The 14,895-nt window shown below is 70.9% G+C and carries 17 protein-coding genes and 1 pseudogene; 9 read left to right on the forward strand and 9 right to left on the reverse strand.

Features of this window, described 5'->3' with window-relative positions; all coding sequences use genetic code 11:
* The first annotated feature begins 4 nt into the window (after positions 1-4).
* Positions 5-691, forward strand: coding sequence for a uracil-DNA glycosylase (locus BIU90_RS12690; RefSeq protein ID WP_071300580.1), 687 nt, complete (start codon positions 5-7; stop codon positions 689-691).
* Between the two features lie 23 nt (positions 692-714).
* Positions 715-1,326 carry a GNAT family N-acetyltransferase gene (locus tag BIU90_RS12695; RefSeq protein ID WP_071300581.1) on the forward strand — a complete coding sequence of 204 codons (612 nt, stop codon included), beginning with the start codon at positions 715-717 and terminating at the stop codon, positions 1,324-1,326.
* Between the two features lie 6 nt (positions 1,327-1,332).
* Here the strand turns inward: BIU90_RS12695 and BIU90_RS12700 are convergent, their stop codons facing one another.
* Complete coding sequence (locus BIU90_RS12700; protein WP_071301010.1) at positions 1,333-2,088, reverse strand: FadR/GntR family transcriptional regulator; 756 nt, start codon at positions 2,086-2,088, stop codon at positions 1,333-1,335.
* Positions 2,089-2,281: 193 nt separating this feature from the next.
* On the opposite strand from BIU90_RS12700, the gene BIU90_RS12705 reads away from it, so the two are divergent.
* Entirely contained in the window at positions 2,282-3,838 is a 1,557-nt protein-coding gene (locus BIU90_RS12705; RefSeq protein ID WP_254787045.1) for a GntP family permease, read from the forward strand.
* 11 nt (positions 3,839-3,849) lie between these two features.
* Complete coding sequence (locus tag BIU90_RS12710) at positions 3,850-4,383, forward strand: gluconokinase (RefSeq protein ID WP_217640925.1); 534 nt, start codon at positions 3,850-3,852, stop codon at positions 4,381-4,383.
* Here BIU90_RS12710 and BIU90_RS12715 read toward each other — a convergent pair.
* The 3 genes from BIU90_RS12715 to BIU90_RS12725 form a co-directional block, all read right to left on the reverse strand.
* Positions 4,376-5,287 (reverse strand): L,D-transpeptidase, encoded by a 912-nt coding sequence (locus tag BIU90_RS12715; protein WP_071300583.1) that lies wholly within the window; start codon positions 5,285-5,287, stop codon positions 4,376-4,378. The genes BIU90_RS12710 and BIU90_RS12715 overlap by 8 nt on opposite strands.
* A gap of 81 nt (positions 5,288-5,368) precedes the next feature.
* Entirely contained in the window at positions 5,369-6,136 is a 768-nt protein-coding gene (locus BIU90_RS12720; RefSeq protein ID WP_071300584.1) for an SDR family NAD(P)-dependent oxidoreductase, read from the reverse strand.
* A gap of 150 nt (positions 6,137-6,286) precedes the next feature.
* Entirely contained in the window at positions 6,287-7,999 is a 1,713-nt protein-coding gene (locus tag BIU90_RS12725) for an ABC-F family ATP-binding cassette domain-containing protein (protein ID WP_071300585.1), read from the reverse strand.
* A 98-nt stretch (positions 8,000-8,097) separates the two neighbouring features.
* On the opposite strand from BIU90_RS12725, the gene BIU90_RS12730 reads away from it, so the two are divergent.
* The gene (locus BIU90_RS12730) at positions 8,098-8,835 is read left to right on the forward strand and encodes a sulfite exporter TauE/SafE family protein (RefSeq protein WP_071300586.1); all 738 of its coding nucleotides are present in this window, start codon (positions 8,098-8,100) and stop codon (positions 8,833-8,835) included.
* Between the two features lie 116 nt (positions 8,836-8,951).
* Here the strand turns inward: BIU90_RS12730 and BIU90_RS12735 are convergent, their stop codons facing one another.
* Positions 8,952-9,137 carry a zinc transporter permease gene (locus BIU90_RS12735; RefSeq protein WP_071300587.1) on the reverse strand — a complete coding sequence of 62 codons (186 nt, stop codon included), beginning with the start codon at positions 9,135-9,137 and terminating at the stop codon, positions 8,952-8,954.
* A 74-nt stretch (positions 9,138-9,211) separates the two neighbouring features.
* On the opposite strand from BIU90_RS12735, the gene BIU90_RS12740 reads away from it, so the two are divergent.
* Together BIU90_RS12740 and BIU90_RS12745 are read left to right on the forward strand one after the other, a co-directional pair.
* Positions 9,212-9,781, forward strand: a complete 570-nt coding sequence (locus BIU90_RS12740; protein WP_071300588.1) for a GrpB family protein — start codon at positions 9,212-9,214, stop codon at positions 9,779-9,781.
* 69 nt (positions 9,782-9,850) lie between these two features.
* Complete coding sequence (locus BIU90_RS12745) at positions 9,851-10,462, forward strand: hypothetical protein (protein ID WP_139195267.1); 612 nt, start codon at positions 9,851-9,853, stop codon at positions 10,460-10,462.
* 219 nt (positions 10,463-10,681) lie between these two features.
* Here the strand turns inward: BIU90_RS12745 and BIU90_RS19035 are convergent.
* Together BIU90_RS19035 and BIU90_RS19040 are read right to left on the reverse strand one after the other, a co-directional pair.
* Positions 10,682-10,753 (reverse strand): annotated as a pseudogene (locus tag BIU90_RS19035) (hypothetical protein); the annotation flags it as partial.
* Positions 10,734-11,900, reverse strand: coding sequence for an MFS transporter (locus tag BIU90_RS19040; protein ID WP_254787046.1), 1,167 nt, complete (start codon positions 11,898-11,900; stop codon positions 10,734-10,736). The pseudogene BIU90_RS19035 and the gene BIU90_RS19040, both read right to left, overlap by 20 nt.
* A 179-nt stretch (positions 11,901-12,079) precedes the next feature.
* Here BIU90_RS19040 and BIU90_RS12755 point away from each other — a divergent pair, with 179 nt between their 5' ends.
* Positions 12,080-12,802: a hypothetical protein gene (locus tag BIU90_RS12755; RefSeq protein ID WP_071300591.1), complete on the forward strand. Its 723-nt coding sequence runs from the start codon at positions 12,080-12,082 to the stop codon at positions 12,800-12,802.
* Between the two features lie 125 nt (positions 12,803-12,927).
* Positions 12,928-13,200 (forward strand): hypothetical protein, encoded by a 273-nt coding sequence (locus BIU90_RS12760; protein ID WP_071300592.1) that lies wholly within the window; start codon positions 12,928-12,930, stop codon positions 13,198-13,200.
* Between the two features lie 395 nt (positions 13,201-13,595).
* Here the strand turns inward: BIU90_RS12760 and BIU90_RS12765 are convergent, their stop codons facing one another.
* Together BIU90_RS12765 and BIU90_RS12770 are read right to left on the reverse strand one after the other, a co-directional pair.
* A complete protein-coding gene (locus tag BIU90_RS12765) occupies positions 13,596-13,814 on the reverse strand; it encodes a cold-shock protein (protein WP_071301012.1) in 219 nt (72 codons plus the stop codon).
* Between the two features lie 64 nt (positions 13,815-13,878).
* Complete coding sequence (locus BIU90_RS12770) at positions 13,879-14,787, reverse strand: S9 family peptidase (protein WP_071300593.1); 909 nt, start codon at positions 14,785-14,787, stop codon at positions 13,879-13,881.
* Positions 14,788-14,895: the final 108 nt, after the last annotated feature.

Below are 14,895 nucleotides of genomic sequence, written 5' to 3' on the forward strand. Positions count from 1 at the left end.
CACGATGCAGCCGGCACCCCTCGCCGAGCTCATCGATCCCGGATGGGCCCGCGCACTCGCCCCGGTCGAGGACGACGTCCACCGGATGGGCCAGTGGCTGCGTGACGAGACCGCGGCTGGTCGCCCGTACCTGCCGGCCGGGTCGGCGGTCCTCCGGGCGTTCGAGGACCCGTTCGACGCGGTGAAGGTGCTGGTCGTCGGCCAGGACCCGTACCCGACGCCGGGGCACCCGATCGGGCTGTCCTTCGCGGTCGACCCCGACGTGCGCCCGGTGCCGCGCAGCCTGGCGAACGTCTACCGCGAGCTGCACGACGACCTCGGCATCACGCCACCGGAGCACGGAGACCTGCGTCCGTGGGCGTCGCAGGGAGTGCTCCTGATGAACCGGGTCCTCACCGTCGCACCGGGGGACGCCGGCAGCCACCGTGGCAAGGGGTGGGAGCGCGTCACCGAGCAGGCGGTCCGTGCCCTGGTCGCCCGGGGTCGGCCGCTGGTCGCAGTGCTCTGGGGTGCGCAGGCCCGCTCCGTGGAACCCCTGCTCGGGGACACGCCGATCGTCGCCTCGGCGCACCCGAGCCCGCTCAGTGCGTCCCGCGGGTTCTTCGGCAGCCGGCCGTTCTCGCGGGTGAACGAGCTGCTCGTCGCCCAGGGTGCCGACCCCGTCGACTGGACCCTGCCCGCGCAGCCCTGACGCGCCTCCCGTAGGCTCGTGCTGTGCTCGAGGAGGAATACCGCCAGCGACGGATCTTGCCGCGCCACCTGCGGCCCCCGGCGCCCGTCGAGGCCGCCTTCACCTGGACGATCCGCCCCGCCGAACCCGCGGACCTGCCCGACATCCGCGAGGTGCACGCGCACTACGTCCGGAACTCCTCGGTGACCTTCGACGGCGCCGTGTTGTCCTTCGCGGCGTGGAAGAAGCGCTTCGAGGAGATCCGCCGCCGCAAGCTGCCGTTCCTGGTCGCGGTGAACCCCTCCGGGCAGCTGCTCGGCTACGCGCTCGTCGACCCGTGGAACCCGCGCGACCGGTCGAACCACGTGGTGGAGAACTCGATCTACCTCGGGCCGGCCTCCGGCGGCAAGGGGCTCGGGCGCGCGCTGATGGAGGCGCTGCTCGACGAGTGCCGGGCCGCCGGGGTGCGCGAGGTCGTCGCGGTGATCGCCGACCGGTCCGCCGACGCCTCGATCCGGTTGCACGAGCGGCTCGGCTTCGAGGAGATCGGCCGGATGGGCAAGGTCGGCTACAAGTACGACCGGTGGCTCGGCACGGTCACGATGCGCCTGCGGCTCAAGGGATCCCGGTCCCGACGCGGCGCCCAGCGGGCCTGAGGCTCGTCAGGCCTCGGGCGCCTCGGCGATGAACTCGTCGCGCGTCACCACGAGCAGGGCCGTCGCCGCCGCTGACGCCGCCCCGGCGTCCCCGTCCGCCAGCGCCCGCCCGACCGCCTCGTGCCGGGCCGCTGCCGCGTCCGTCCACCGGGTGATCGTGTCGCGGGACTCGCTCGTCCGGGTCCGCAGGAGTGCCTCCACGGTGCCCGCGAAGTGCGCGAAGACGGCGTTGCCGGAGCCGACGAGCACGGCCCGGTGGAAGCGGACGTCGGCTTCCAGGTAGGCGCGTCCGTCACCGCGTCGGGCGGCGTCGACCATCTCGAGCGCCGCGTCGAGCACGGGCGTGGTCGCGGCGCCGCCCCGGCCGGCGGCCAGTCCGGCCGCGACGGGTTCGATGCCGAGTCGGAGCTCCAGCAGTTCCCGCTGCTGCGCGAAGTACGTGCCAGCACCGCCCCGCCATCGGATCACCGCGGGTGCGAGCAGCTCCCACGAGGTCGTCGGCAGGACCTGGGTCCCGACGCGCTGCCGTGGTTCGACGAGCCCGAGGGACTGCAGGACGCGGAGCACCTCGCGGACGACCGACCGGGACACGCCGAACTCCGCCGCGACGTCGTCGGGTCGCAGCACGGCTCCGGGCGGCACCGCGCCGGAGACGATCCGCTCGCCGAGCACGTCCAGCACGTGCGCGTGCAGTCCTCGGAGCCCGGACTGCGCCGCGCGGTCGGGAGCAGCGGGCGGGACGGGCGTCGTCGGCGTGGGCATCGTTCCTCCGTGCAGCATCCGGCGGGCGTCGGCGTGACGCGTCAGTCGTTCCAGCGGCAGACTGCCGTGACACGTGGTGCACCCGGTGGCGCACCGCCGTGTAGTCTGATTAATCAGATTATTGCGGAGTCGTCCGGACGCCGCGCACGATCGTGAGGGGACCGCGGAGCAGCGGTCCCAGGAAGGGGCACCGATGCCTCACCTCCCTGATGCCGGAGGCATCCCGAACGCCAGCGGCATCCCGCACGCCGGAGGCACCCTCCTCGCCGCCGGGACCGAGACGGTCAAGGCCGCCGGTCCCGTCCCACAGCTGGTGGTCGCCGCGCTGAGCGGCGTCGTCGTCATCATCGTGCTGATCACGTGGCTGAAGATCCACCCGTTCATCGCGCTGACGATCGGTGCGCTCGGGGTCGGCATCGGCGCGGGTCTGGCACCCGAGAAGGCGGTGACGAGCTTCGGGGACGGCTTCGGCGCCACAATGACGAGCGTCGGCATCCTGGTCGGCCTCGGGTCGATGTTCGGCAAGATGCTCGTCGACTCCGGCGCGGCCGACCGGGTGGTGGACACCCTGGTCCGCCGGTCGTCCCCGGCTGCACTGCCCTGGACGATGGCGCTCATCGGCGCCCTGATCGGCCTGCCGATGTTCTTCGAGGTCGGCCTGGTCCTGCTCATCCCGATCATCGTGCTGGTGGCCAAGCGCAGCAGCGTCCCGATCATGAAGATCGCGGTCCCCGCACTGGTCGGCCTGTCCACGATGCACGCGTTCGTCCCGCCGCACCCCGGACCACTCGTCGCGATCGCCACGGTCGGCGCGAACCTCGGCACCACGCTCGCCTTCGGCATCGTGCTGGCGATCCCGGTCATCATCCTGGCCGGCCCGGTCTTCGCCCGCTTCGCGGCCCGCTGGGTCGACATCCCCGCACCGGACCTGTTCGGCTCGCGCGGACGGGCCGCCGACGACGGCCCGGCAGACCCCGCGCACGCCGGACGGGAGGCCCGGCGCGGCCCCGCCACGCAGGACACCGCGTCCCTGCCCAACGGCAAGAGCGACTTCACCCGCGTCATCAGCGAACCCCGCAGCCCGTCCTTCACGGTCGCGCTGGTCGGCATCCTGCTGCCCGTGGTGCTCATGCTCGCCCAGGCCATCCGCGAGGCCACGGTGCCCGACGCCTCCGGCACCTGGGTCGGCCTGCTCGACTTCCTCGGGACGCCGATGATCGCGATCGGCATCGCCGCGCTGTACGCGATCGTGTTCTTCGCGATCGGCGGCGGCATGGACCGATCGGCCGTCGCCAAGTCGCTCGAGAGCGCGCTGCCGCCGGTGGCCGGCGTGCTGCTCATCGTCGGCGCCGGCGGTGGCTTCAAGCAGGTGCTCATCGACACCGGCATCGGCGGGGTGATCGCCGACGCCGTGAAGGACTCCGGCGTCTCGGTGCTGCTCGTCGCCTGGGTCGTCTCGGCGCTCGTGCGCGTGGCCACCGGGTCCGCGACGGTCGCCACGGTCACCGCCGCGGGCATCATGGCCCCGATCGCGCAGGACCTGTCCTCGCCGGTGGTGTCGCTGCTCGTGCTCGCGATCGGTGCCGGGTCGGTCTTCCTGTCGCACGTCAACGACGCCGGGTTCTGGCTGGTGAAGGGCTACCTCAACACCACCGTCGGGCAGACGTTCAAGACGTGGACGGTGCTGGAGTGCCTGATCTCGGTTATCGGGTTGCTCGGGGTCCTGCTCGCGGGGGTGTTCATCCGATGAGCACGGCACCGATGAGCGGGCCTGACGAACGCGACCTCGACGCCCGTGTCCTCGTCGTGATGGGGGTGTCCGGTTCGGGCAAGTCCACCGTCGCCGCGATGACCGCCGAACGCCTGGGGTGGGACTTCGCCGAGGGCGACGGGATGCACCCGCCCGCCAACGTCGCCAAGATGCAGGCGGGCACCCCGCTCGACGACGGCGACCGCTGGCCGTGGCTCGACGTCGTCGCCACCTGGATCCGCGAGCACCTGCAGCACGGCACGAACGGTGTCGTGACGTGCTCGGCGCTGAAGCGGTCCTACCGCGACGTGCTGCGTGCTCCGGGCGTCGTCTTCGTGCACGTCGCCGGGGACACCGCGCTGCTCGAGGAGCGCATGTCTGCCCGGTCCGGACACTTCATGCCGACGTCGCTCCTGGCGTCCCAGCTCACGACCCTCGAGCTGCCGCAGCCCGACGAGGCGTCCATCACCGTCGACGCCGACCGCACGCCGGAGCAGGAGACCGACGAGGTCCTCGAACGGCTGGGGCTGCGCCCGGTCAGGTGAACTGGATCGGGGTCCCGACCGGCAGTGTCGCCAGGGTCTGCGTCATCGCGGCGGAGATCCGGACGCAGCCGTGCGAGCTCCCGTTCGGGTCCGGGTAGTAGTGCAGCGCGGTGAGCGCCGCGTTCCCGCCGTAGGACGGGATCCGCGACGAGTGCGCTCCCGTCAGGATGATCGGGTTGCCCTGCGTGTACGCGACCCGGGTGTCGACGTAGGCTGCCTCGACGTACGTCGCCGTCGCAGTGGGGGTGGGGTCCTCCGGCGTGCCGAGCCGGGCCGTCTCGGTCGCGGACACCGAGCCGTCGCGCCCGACGACGGAGACCGTGCCGGCGGCGACGTCGACCCGGATCATCCGGTCAGCCGGGGCGATCGTGAAGTCGGCCGCCCGGGCCCAGGCGAACGTGGCGCTCGGTGCCGTCGGATCGCCGCCGTCGCCGGGCGTGCGGTTCCGCGCGGGCGTCGACACGAGCAGCATCCCGCCGTCGGCACCGGCCGAGCGACCCCACACCGCGGTCGCCGCCGGCGTGTCGATGGTCGAGACGGTGCTCGCCAGCGTCGCGACCGGTGGCGCAGCGGCGTCGGGGCTGGCGTAGAGCGCCACGAGCGGGGCGGTCGGCGTGGCGATCTCCCACGTCGTCGCGGGCTGGACCGTCGTGCCGTCGAGCAGCTGCGGGACGACGCCGTCGTGGTAGGCCAACGGCAGCGCGGCGAGGGCATCGGCGGACGGCGCGGGCGGCACCGCTGCCAGGCTCGGGGTCGGCGTCGACGTCGGTCGCGCGCTGGCCGAGCGTGTCGGGGCCGCCTCGGTCGATGACGGGCCCGCAGCGGTCCCGGCGACGACCGCCCCGACGACGCCGGCCACGACGAGTCCGGCTGCCCCGGCCACGATCCAGGTGGTGCGTCGCATGTCGCCCCCTCTCCGCGTCCAGTCCACCAGATCGAGACGCTCGACGCGCCGTCCGGTGTCGATCCGTCGGCGCGGACGGCGTCAGAGACCGACGCTGCCCTGGGAGATCCCGCCGTCGATCGTGACGGTGGTGCTCGTCATGTAAGCCGCCTTGCCCGAGGCCAGGAACACGACGACCTCGGCGATCTCGTGCGGCTTCGCCGGCCGTCCGAGCGGGATCGCGGCATCGAGCTGCTTGAGCTTCTCGGGGTCGGACGTCGTCGCGGTGTTGATCGGCGTGTCGACGGCACCAGGGGCGATGTTCACGATGCGGACCCCGTGCGGCCCGAGTTCGACCCCGCCGCTGCGTGCGAGCATCCGCATGCCGCCCTTCGACACGCAGTAGGCCAGGTTGCCCGGCATCGGCCAGTCCTCGTGCACGCTCGAGATGTTGAGCACCAGCCCGCCGTGCCCCTGCGCGATGAACTGCTTGGCGGCCGCCTGGGTGCCGAAGAACGCGCTCTTCATGTTGACGGCCATGACCTTCTCGTAGCCCTCCTCGGTCTCCTCGAGCAGGGACTTGCGGTCCTCGATGCCGGCGTTGTTCACCAGGACGTCGAGCGACCCGAACGCGTCCACGGCCTTCTGCACCATGCGGTGCAGGTCGTCCGAGCTCGTGATGTCCGCGTCCACGCCGACCGCGTGCCCGCCGGCCTGTTCGATGCGGTCGATCAGCGCGTCGGTGGCCTCGGGGTGGGCGACGTAGTCGATGACGATGTTCGCGCCCTCCGCGGCGGCGGCGAGGCAGATCTGCTCCCCGATCCCGCTGTTCCCGCCGGTGACGACGATGGTCTTGCCCTCGAGCAGCATGGTGCCTCCTGTGTGTGTCGGAGGCTCCCACGCTGCTCCGCCGCGCCTGACGGCCGCCGCCGGATCGGCGCGGTCCGCTGAGGCCTCACGCAGGCAGGACCGGACGGGAGGCACGGGGCGGGCCCGCCCCGGGCCTCCTGTCCGGTGGTCCTAGCGTTCGGTGACGCGCCCCGCCTGCACCAGCCACTGGCGGTCCAGACGGACCGTCTCGAGCATCCGGCGGTCGTGGGTGACGAGCAGCAGGGTGCCGTCGTACGAGTCGAGCGCCTGTTCGAGCTGCTCGATCGCGGCCAGGTCGAGGTGGTTCGTCGGCTCGTCGAGGACCAGTACGTTGACCCCGCGCGCCTGCAGCAACGCCAGGCCGGCGCGGGTGCGTTCGCCGGGGGAGAGCTCGCCGGCGGGACGGCCGACGTGGTCCGCCTTGAGCCCGAACTTCGCGAGCAGGGTGCGGACCTCGGCGGTCGCCATCTCGGGGACCAGACCTTCGAACACCGCGGCGAGGGGCTCGGTGCCGATGAACCGGCCGCGGGCCTGGTCGATCTCGCCGACCGCGACGCTCGAGCCCTGGCTTGCCGTGCCGGTGGTCGGCGCCTGCGTGCCGAGCAGGGCGCGCAGCAACGTCGACTTGCCCGCGCCGTTCGGGCCGGTGATGCCGATCCGGTCCCCGCCGTCGACCTGCAGGGACACCGGACCGAGCGTGAAGGCGCCCTGTGTGAACGTGGCGTCGGACAGTGTGGCGACCACGGCGGAGGACCGCGGCGCCTGCCCGATGGTGAACTCGAGCTGCCACTCCTTGCGGGGCTCCTCGACCTCGTCCAACCGGGCGATGCGCGACTCCATCTGCCGCACCTTCTGCGCCTGCTTCTCGCTCGACTCGGACGCGGCCTTGCGGCGGATCTTGTCGTTGTCGGGCGCCTTCTTCATCGCGTTGCGCACGCCCTGGCTCGACCAATCGCGCTGGGTCCGTGCCCGCGACACCAGGTCGGCCTTGGTCGACGCGTACTCGTCGTACGCGTCGCGCTTGTGCTGCCGGGCGATCGCGCGTTCCTCGAGGTACGCCTCGTAGCCGCCGCCGAACAAGCGGTTCGACGACTGCGCCAGGTCGAGCTCGAGGACGGCGGTGACCGACCGTGCCAGGAACTCCCGGTCGTGGCTGACGAGCACGGCACCGCCACGCAGCCCGTGCACGAAGGTCTCGAGCCGTGCCAGGCCGTCCAGGTCGAGGTCGTTCGTGGGCTCGTCGAGCAGGACGATGTCGAAGCGGGACAGCAAGAGCGCCGCCAGGCCCACGCGTGCCGCCTGCCCGCCGGAGAGCGAGGTCATCAGGGACTCGGCGGTGACCGAGGCGTCCGCGCCGGTCGTGTCGGTGCCGGTCGTCTCGGTGCCGGTCGTCTCGGCGCCGGACCCGAGGGTCAGGCCCAGGTCGGCGAGCACCGCGGGCGCACGCTCGTCGAGGTCGGCCGCACCCGAGGCCAGCCATCGGTCGAGCGCGGTCGAGTAGCGGTCCGCAGCGTCGTCGCCGGCATCGGGGTCGCCCAGTGCGGCCGCGGCGGTGTCCATCTCGGCGGTCGCGTCGGCACAGCCCGTCCGGCGCGCCAGGTACCCGGCGACGGTCTCGCCCGCGACGCGCTCGTGCTCCTGCGGCAGCCACCCCACGAAGGCATCCGCCGGCGCGAGCGACACCGTGCCCGCCAGCGGCTCGTCGACCCCGGCGAGCAGGCGCAGCAGCGTGGACTTGCCGGCGCCGTTCACCCCGACGACGCCGATCACGTCCCCGGGCGCGACGGTCAGGTCGAGGGAGTCGAACAGCGTGCGTGCGGCGTGGCCGCCGGCGAGGCCCTTGGCGACGAGCGTGGCGGTCATGGGTCCATCGTCCCATCTGCGACAGGTGCGATCGGCCCGCTCGTCTCCCGACGCTCGTGCTCGTGTGCTCGACGCAGCGGCGTGACAGGATCGCCTCTGTGCTGACGGCCCTGTTCCTGCTGGCGGCGGGCGCCCTCGCCGGGGTCATCGGCACCGCCGGTGGCATCACGTCGCTCGTGGCCTACCCCGCGCTGCTCGCCGTCGGAGTGCCGCCGCTCGCCGCGAACGTGACGAACTCGGTTGCGCTCCTCGGCAGCGGCGCGAGCTCCGCGCTGCGTGGACGGCGCGACCTGGTCGGGCACGGTCCGACCCTGCGCCGATGGGCGCCGCTGACGGTGGGGGTCTCGACCGCGGGCGCCCTGCTGCTGCTCGTCACCCCGGCACACGTGTTCGACGACGTCGTGCCGTTCCTGGTCGCGACCGGCTCGGTGCTGCTGCTCGTGCAGCCGTGGATCGACCGCCGCCGTGGGGCAGCGCGGATGGGACGGGCGTCGGCTGCCGCGAGCGTGTCGGCCGTGTCGCTCTACAACGGGTACTTCGGCGCCGGGGCCGGCGTGCTGATGATCGCGGTGATGCTGCTCGACGGGGAGCCGGTGCTGCACCGTGCCAACGCGCTCAAGAACGTGCTGCTGCTGGCCGCTGACGTCGTGCCCGCCGTGCTCTTCGCGGTGTCCGGGGCCGTGGTCTGGGCATTCGCGTGGCCGCTCGGCGTGGGGGCCGTGGTCGGTGGACTGATCGGGCCCTCGGTCGCGCGTCGTGTGCCGCAGACGCCGCTGCGGATCGGCATCGCGGTGTGCGGGTTCGTCCTGGCCGGGTACCTGCTCATCGCGGCGTGAGGACCGCGCCCCGGGGCGGACCCGGGGCGCGGTCGGCGTGCTGAGCACGCGTCGCGGCGCCGGTGTCTGGTGCTCGTCGCGGCGCCGGTGTCTGGTGCTCGTCGCGGCGCCGGTGTCTAGTGCTCGTCGTAGTGGTCGCCGTGGCGTGCGTGCTTGTGCCCGTCGTGCACGTGGTCGACGTGGTCGCCGTGCTGCACGGTCTCGTGCTCGTCCCCGGCTGCGTCGTGGTCGTGCTCCTGCACGTCGTGTTCGGCCACGCGGTGTTCCTGGTCCGGGGTGGGGGTGTCGTTCGAGTCGGTCATGGTGTCCCTTCCTGAGATTGGTTCTCACCAAGCCTACGACCGATCAGGCTCCGTGTCCGGTACCGTCGATCGGCATGGGGCGCGCCGAGGTGGTCGAGTACCAGCCCGGCTGGCCGGCACGGTTCGTCGAGCTGCGGGACGCCTACGCTGCCGCGCTCGATCGCGCTGCGGTGCCGGTCACCGCGATCGAGCACGTCGGCAGCACCGCCGTGCCGGGGCTCGCGGCGAAGCCGGTCATCGACGTGGACGTCGTCATCGAGGCGGATGCCGTGGAGGCCGCGGTCCGCGCCCTCGAGCGGATCGGGTTCCAGCGCTCCGCCGCGTCAGGGGTGCCCGAGCGCGTGGCGTTCCTCACCCCAGAGCGGTTCCGTCCGAGCAACACCTACGTCGTGACCGCGGGCTCGCTCACGCTCCGGAACCACGTGGGCGTCCGTGACGTGCTGCGCGCAGACGCTGCCCTGCGCGACGAGTACGGCGCGGTGAAGCGACGCGCGGCAGCCTCGGCCGCGGACATCGACGCGTACCTGGCGCTGAAGAGCGCGGTCCTCGATCGGGTGTTGCTGCGTGCCGGACTGTCCCGCGAGGACCGGGCTGCGATCGCCGAGGCCAACCGGGCGATCGCAGCCAGGGGAGCGCAGGGCTGACCGGCGTGTCCTTCCAACCCCGACCGCGCACACGAGAACGTGGTGCAACCAGTCCAAGGAGTGACCGGCATGGAACTCGATGACTTCGTCCAGACGGATCGCGGTCTGATGGTTCGTGGGGCGAGCCCTGAGCTGCTCGACGAACTCCTCGTCCAATACGGGGCCCAGCAGCGTGCCGCGGGCTTCGACCCCGACGAGCGTCTCCGGCCAGGACTGAGCAGAGCGGAGATCCTCGACCCGTGGGCCGAACGCGGTGTGGTCGTGCCGGAGGAGATCGTTCGGCTCTGGCAGTGGCCCAACGGCGGCGTCGGGGACGGACAGTTCCCAGGCGCGGCGATCGACTCCATCGAGCAGTCCCTCGGCCGGTGGGACCAGGAGCTGAAGGGAGTTGTCGACTTCCTCTGGGATCCTGACTGGATCACCGTCTGCAGCCATGGCGTGATCGCGGTGAAGAGCACCGAAGAGCCGCCGCTGGTGCGAGGACGAGACGGCGTCCGCAAGGTCGAGGAAGACGACGTATGGGATCCGCGCTTCCAGCTGGTGTCGATCTGCACCCTCATCGCGATGAGCATCTACGGCGACGAGCACGGCCTGTTCGAACGAAACGCGGTGGGGCTTCCGGACACGCGCCGTGAACTGTGGCCGACGAAGCTGGAGATCACCAAGCTGCACGGCTGGTGACGCCCCGTGTGGGCTGTCCGCGTCCAGCGGGGCAGTGAGGTCCATCGCGTTGAACTGACACGGGAGCCCACGGTCAGCGCGAACGGCCACGGTCGGTGTCCCAGGAGCCGTCGGCTGTCGTCGCAGTTGGGCAGCGTCAGTTCGCGGCGTCGTACGCGTCGCGATGGCCTGGCTGATGCGTCCGCGGCTCGAGACCTCGTGCCCTTCGGCGTTGGCCCACTCGCGGATCTTCGCTAGGTCGTCTGAATTGCCACGCTTCGCCGCGCTGGAGTCAGCGCTGCGTCCCTGCAATCGATCCCTCAGTGCGACGTCGTTGGACGTTAAATGTGGGGAATCGCCAGGCCACTGCGGATGCGACGGCCGTGGATGACATGACCGCTGCGCCGGCGATGCCAGTCGGGCCGCCGACGATCAGGCCTGCCACGCTCGTTCCCAGCGCAGCGCCTCCGACAGCAGCCACGACGACCAGGCCGTAGGCGCTGGCGAGCATTCCTGGCTGCACGACGTCGTCGAGCGAGGCGGACAGGAGGATCGCCACCGGGCTCGACAGCGCCCCGGCGATGAACACCAAGCCCGCAACGAGCACGAGCTGGTCAGCAACGAGCGCCAGTGCCGCGTACCCACTGGCGGTCAGTGCCAGAGCGGTGACCAGGTGCGACCGCCGACTGCCCGGCCACGGGCGGGCGCCGAAGAGCAGCGCACCGACCGCTTCACCGAGCGCCAGCGCCGCCAGCACCGGTCCTGCCAGTCCTCGGCTCCCGACCGCCTGCGCGACCGCCGGAACGATGACGGTCAACGATCCCGTCGCCATGCTCACCAGCCCGCCGATCGCGAGGACCCGACCGAACGACGCCACGCCGGCCATGCCGAGAGGTGAGCCGGAACGACGCGAGGGCGCGGCATCCCCCACCGAGAACGCCAGCAGGAACCCCGCAGTCACGATCACCGCCGCGACGACCACGGAACTCAGACGTCCACCGACCGACGTCGCAAGCAGGCTCGCCGCCACCGGCCCGACCGCGAGTCCCGCTTGGAACGCGACCGAGAGCAACGCGGAGGCGCCGGCACGTTCCCCCGATTCCGAGAACGAGCGCGGGATCGACGCGCGAAGTGCTGCAGCCAGGGCCGGGAACGACACCCCAGCCCCAGCCAGGAGGACCGGCTGCGCCGCCGAACCCGGCGCTGCAGCGACCGCGAGCATGAAGCCGCAGCTCACACATGCGCTGACGCCCACGACCCAACGCGCAGCGATGCGCGCCATCAGCGCCCCCTGGACCGGGACGCCCACCGCATTTGCCAGGCCGAACGCACCCGCGGCGAAGGCCCCATCAACGAAGGACCCGCCAGAGGCGAGGATCAGCGACAGGGGGATCATCCCGAGCGCCACAGCCGAGAGGGCAACCGATCCGATGCCGGCAACGAAGGGCCGATCGGCCAAGAGACGTCGGTAGACGACAGTCATGTGGGCTCCATGAACGGAGCCCACCCACCCGGGAGACACACTCCCCATCTGCCGACGAACGTGCCGACAGCGCCGATCGTAGGCACACCGGGCCGCTCGTGTCGAGGTCTCGACAGCCGATCGCCTGGCGGCCGTCCTCCGCGCAGACTGGGACCATGACGTCGGTAGAAGTACTCAACGCTCGACTGCGCGACGGCGCGCAGATGGAAGCGTTGTTCAGCTCGGGGTGGCCGGTGTTCATCTCTGCCGACCGCCTCGCGGAGGACCACCTGCCCCAGGTCCGCGAGCGGTTCACCCGATTCGAGCTGGTGGTCCTTGACGAGGACGTGCCGGTCGCTGCGGGCTGGGCGGTGCCGATTCGTTGGGACGGTACTCGCGAGGGTCTGCCTGCCGGGTACGGCGACTCCCTCCGCCGCGCGCTCGAGGAGGAGGACGAGGCTACGACGCTCGTCGTCTGCGCCGCGCAGGTGCATCCCGACCGCACCGGCGCCGGGCTCGCCGGGACGCTGCTCACCGCGTTCCGCGACCTCAGCGTCTCGAGCGGTTACGAGCACGTGATCGTGCCACTGCGCCCGACGATGAAGCCGCGCTACCCGCTGACGCCGATTGACGTCTACGCCGCTTGGACCCGGGAGGACGGGATGCCGCTGGACCCGTGGCTGCGCACGCGCGTGCGGATGGGCGCGCGCGTCCTTGACGTCGCCCCGCGGTCGCAGGTGATGACCGGCACCGTCGCCCAGTGGGAGGAGTGGACCGGGATGGTCCTGCCGGCGTCGGGGGAGTACGTGATCCCGGGAGGCCTGTCGACGTTACGCGTCGACCGCGGCGCGGACGAGGGGATCTACGTGGAGCCGAACATCTGGGTGCAGCACTGCTGACTGATGGTGTCCCGTTCAGGGATCCAGTACGGAATCGGTCGATACATACCGCGCTACGGTGGCAGCATGCACGCAACCATCGCGAAGAGAGGCACCCTATCTGCTGACGAAGGCGTCCGGTTTTGATGGAACTGGGGCTCCCCGGTAACGGCGACCAATCCACAGGGAAGCATGCGCTGCTCCTCGGGGTCGTGCTCCTCGCGCAGCTGGCGAGCAACCTCCTGCTCCCGGGGCTCGGGCTCGTGTTCCTTGGCCTCCTTCTCGTCTCAGCGTGGTTCGGTGGACGTGCTGATCGAATCGTGCTCGTCATCGGAGCTGTCCTCAGCGTCGCGTCCTTGGCCGTCGCACTCATCGATGGCATCTTGAGTCCAGCGGTCGGCTTCCAGCTGGGTCAGTGATGTCGGCGGTTCCGGGGACCCCGGACCGCCCACAGTCCTTGCGGGTCCGCCTCGCGGACCGATCGGCTCATGAGACGTCTCACGGGTGACGCACCGATCCACTCTCAGGCTGGCAGGCTTCGCCTCACCCGCCTTGAGCTGCATCGGAGATGACGTGACGACCGCACTGACAGTCGCCGCAGGAGTTGCCCTCCTCGGGGCGATCGTCTCCTTCACGCTCCGCATCTCACGTGGCATCGACAGGCGAAGAAGAGGGGAAGCGCCCGAGCCGACTCGCGGCTTCTCCATCGTCGTCGTGGTGGTCTTCGCGTTCTTCGCGGCCGCGTCGATCGTCAGCTCACGGGGCACTGAGCCGGCTCGGGAGGTCCACGGTCCGTTGGCGGATCAGTCAGAGGTCAGATCATCACGACATTGTGGGCACGGAAGAAGTAGCCATCCTGCCCCCGCGGATACGGCTCCAGTTCGAACCGAACACGTTGTCCGGCTCGAAGAGAGCGGTAGCCGGTCATGTCGACGTCGGAGAAGTGAACGAAGACATCCGACTCGACCTCATCCGAACGAAGAGCACCCCAACCGTCCTCGTCACTCCACCAGACACACACGCCATCGACCATCTGCACCAGCGCACGCTACCGCGCTCGGTCGTCCGACAGCCGATCGCCTGTCGGACATGGGCTCTCAGCTTGCAGAACCTCGCCCGAGAAGGGTCAATCGATGCTGTAGCCAGTCCGACATGACCCGCTCGTAGTCATTAGTGATGGCAACGGGATCCGCAACACCGCCGAGTGTCGGCAGGTGATCCGCGCCCCGAAGCTGCGCAATGGTGACGTCTCGGCCGGTCCCATGAGCATCCTTCACTGACCATGCCGCGATGCTCTCCGGGAGCGGAATCCATTCGTCGGTCTCGCCGTACAGCGCGAGGGTCGGGCAGGTGATCTGGTCGAGAACGGGCCGAGGATCGAAGTCCATGTCATGCCACGTCCCCGGCTCGGATACTACTCCCGCGAGCGACGCCCACGGGAACCAAGCGCGGGTCATAGCTTGGTCCAGGACTGCTTGCGTGCCGCGACGGTCGGTGCCCGATCGGAGGTAGGCCTCGACGGTGCGACGCACGGAGAGCATGTCAGCCACATCGGCCTCCGCGAAGCCCTGGCGCCGAAGTTGTTCCGCGCTCCCCGCCCGCATCTGTTCGGCAGGCGACACGCCCGATCCTGATACGACGATCAAGAATCTGATGAGCTCAGGCATCCTTACAGCTAAGAGGGCAGCCGCCCACGCTCCCTGGCTGTAGCCCCAAGCGCCGAGCGGCACGCCGGGAACGTGGTCCCCGAGAACCTGAAGCGCCGTGGCCGCATCATCCGTCTGCAACTCGAACGGTACGTCATGTCCGTCGATTGCCGGCCGTCGATCGTAACGGAGTACGGCGACGCCCAAGTCCGGGAGAAGCCGCGACAAGTGCTCGTAGAGGAAGTAGTCGCGTTCTCCGGCGCCGGACCCGTGCAACACGACGAGACCGGCCCGCGAGGCCTGCGGGACGGTCAGCGTGGCTGGCAGCTCTGCACCCTCGGCATTGATGAACAGCTCCATGAGATCACTCAACCATCTGACTGATCTCGTTCGGATGACGATCGACCTCCGGGCGGTTCAGGAGCGCTGGTGAGCCGTCACGGCCCGATCGGAAGCTGCTCGCTGGCA

Origin of the sequence: Curtobacterium sp. MCBA15_001 (assembly GCF_001864835.1) — a bacterium.
Classification (GTDB): domain Bacteria; phylum Actinomycetota; class Actinomycetes; order Actinomycetales; family Microbacteriaceae; genus Curtobacterium.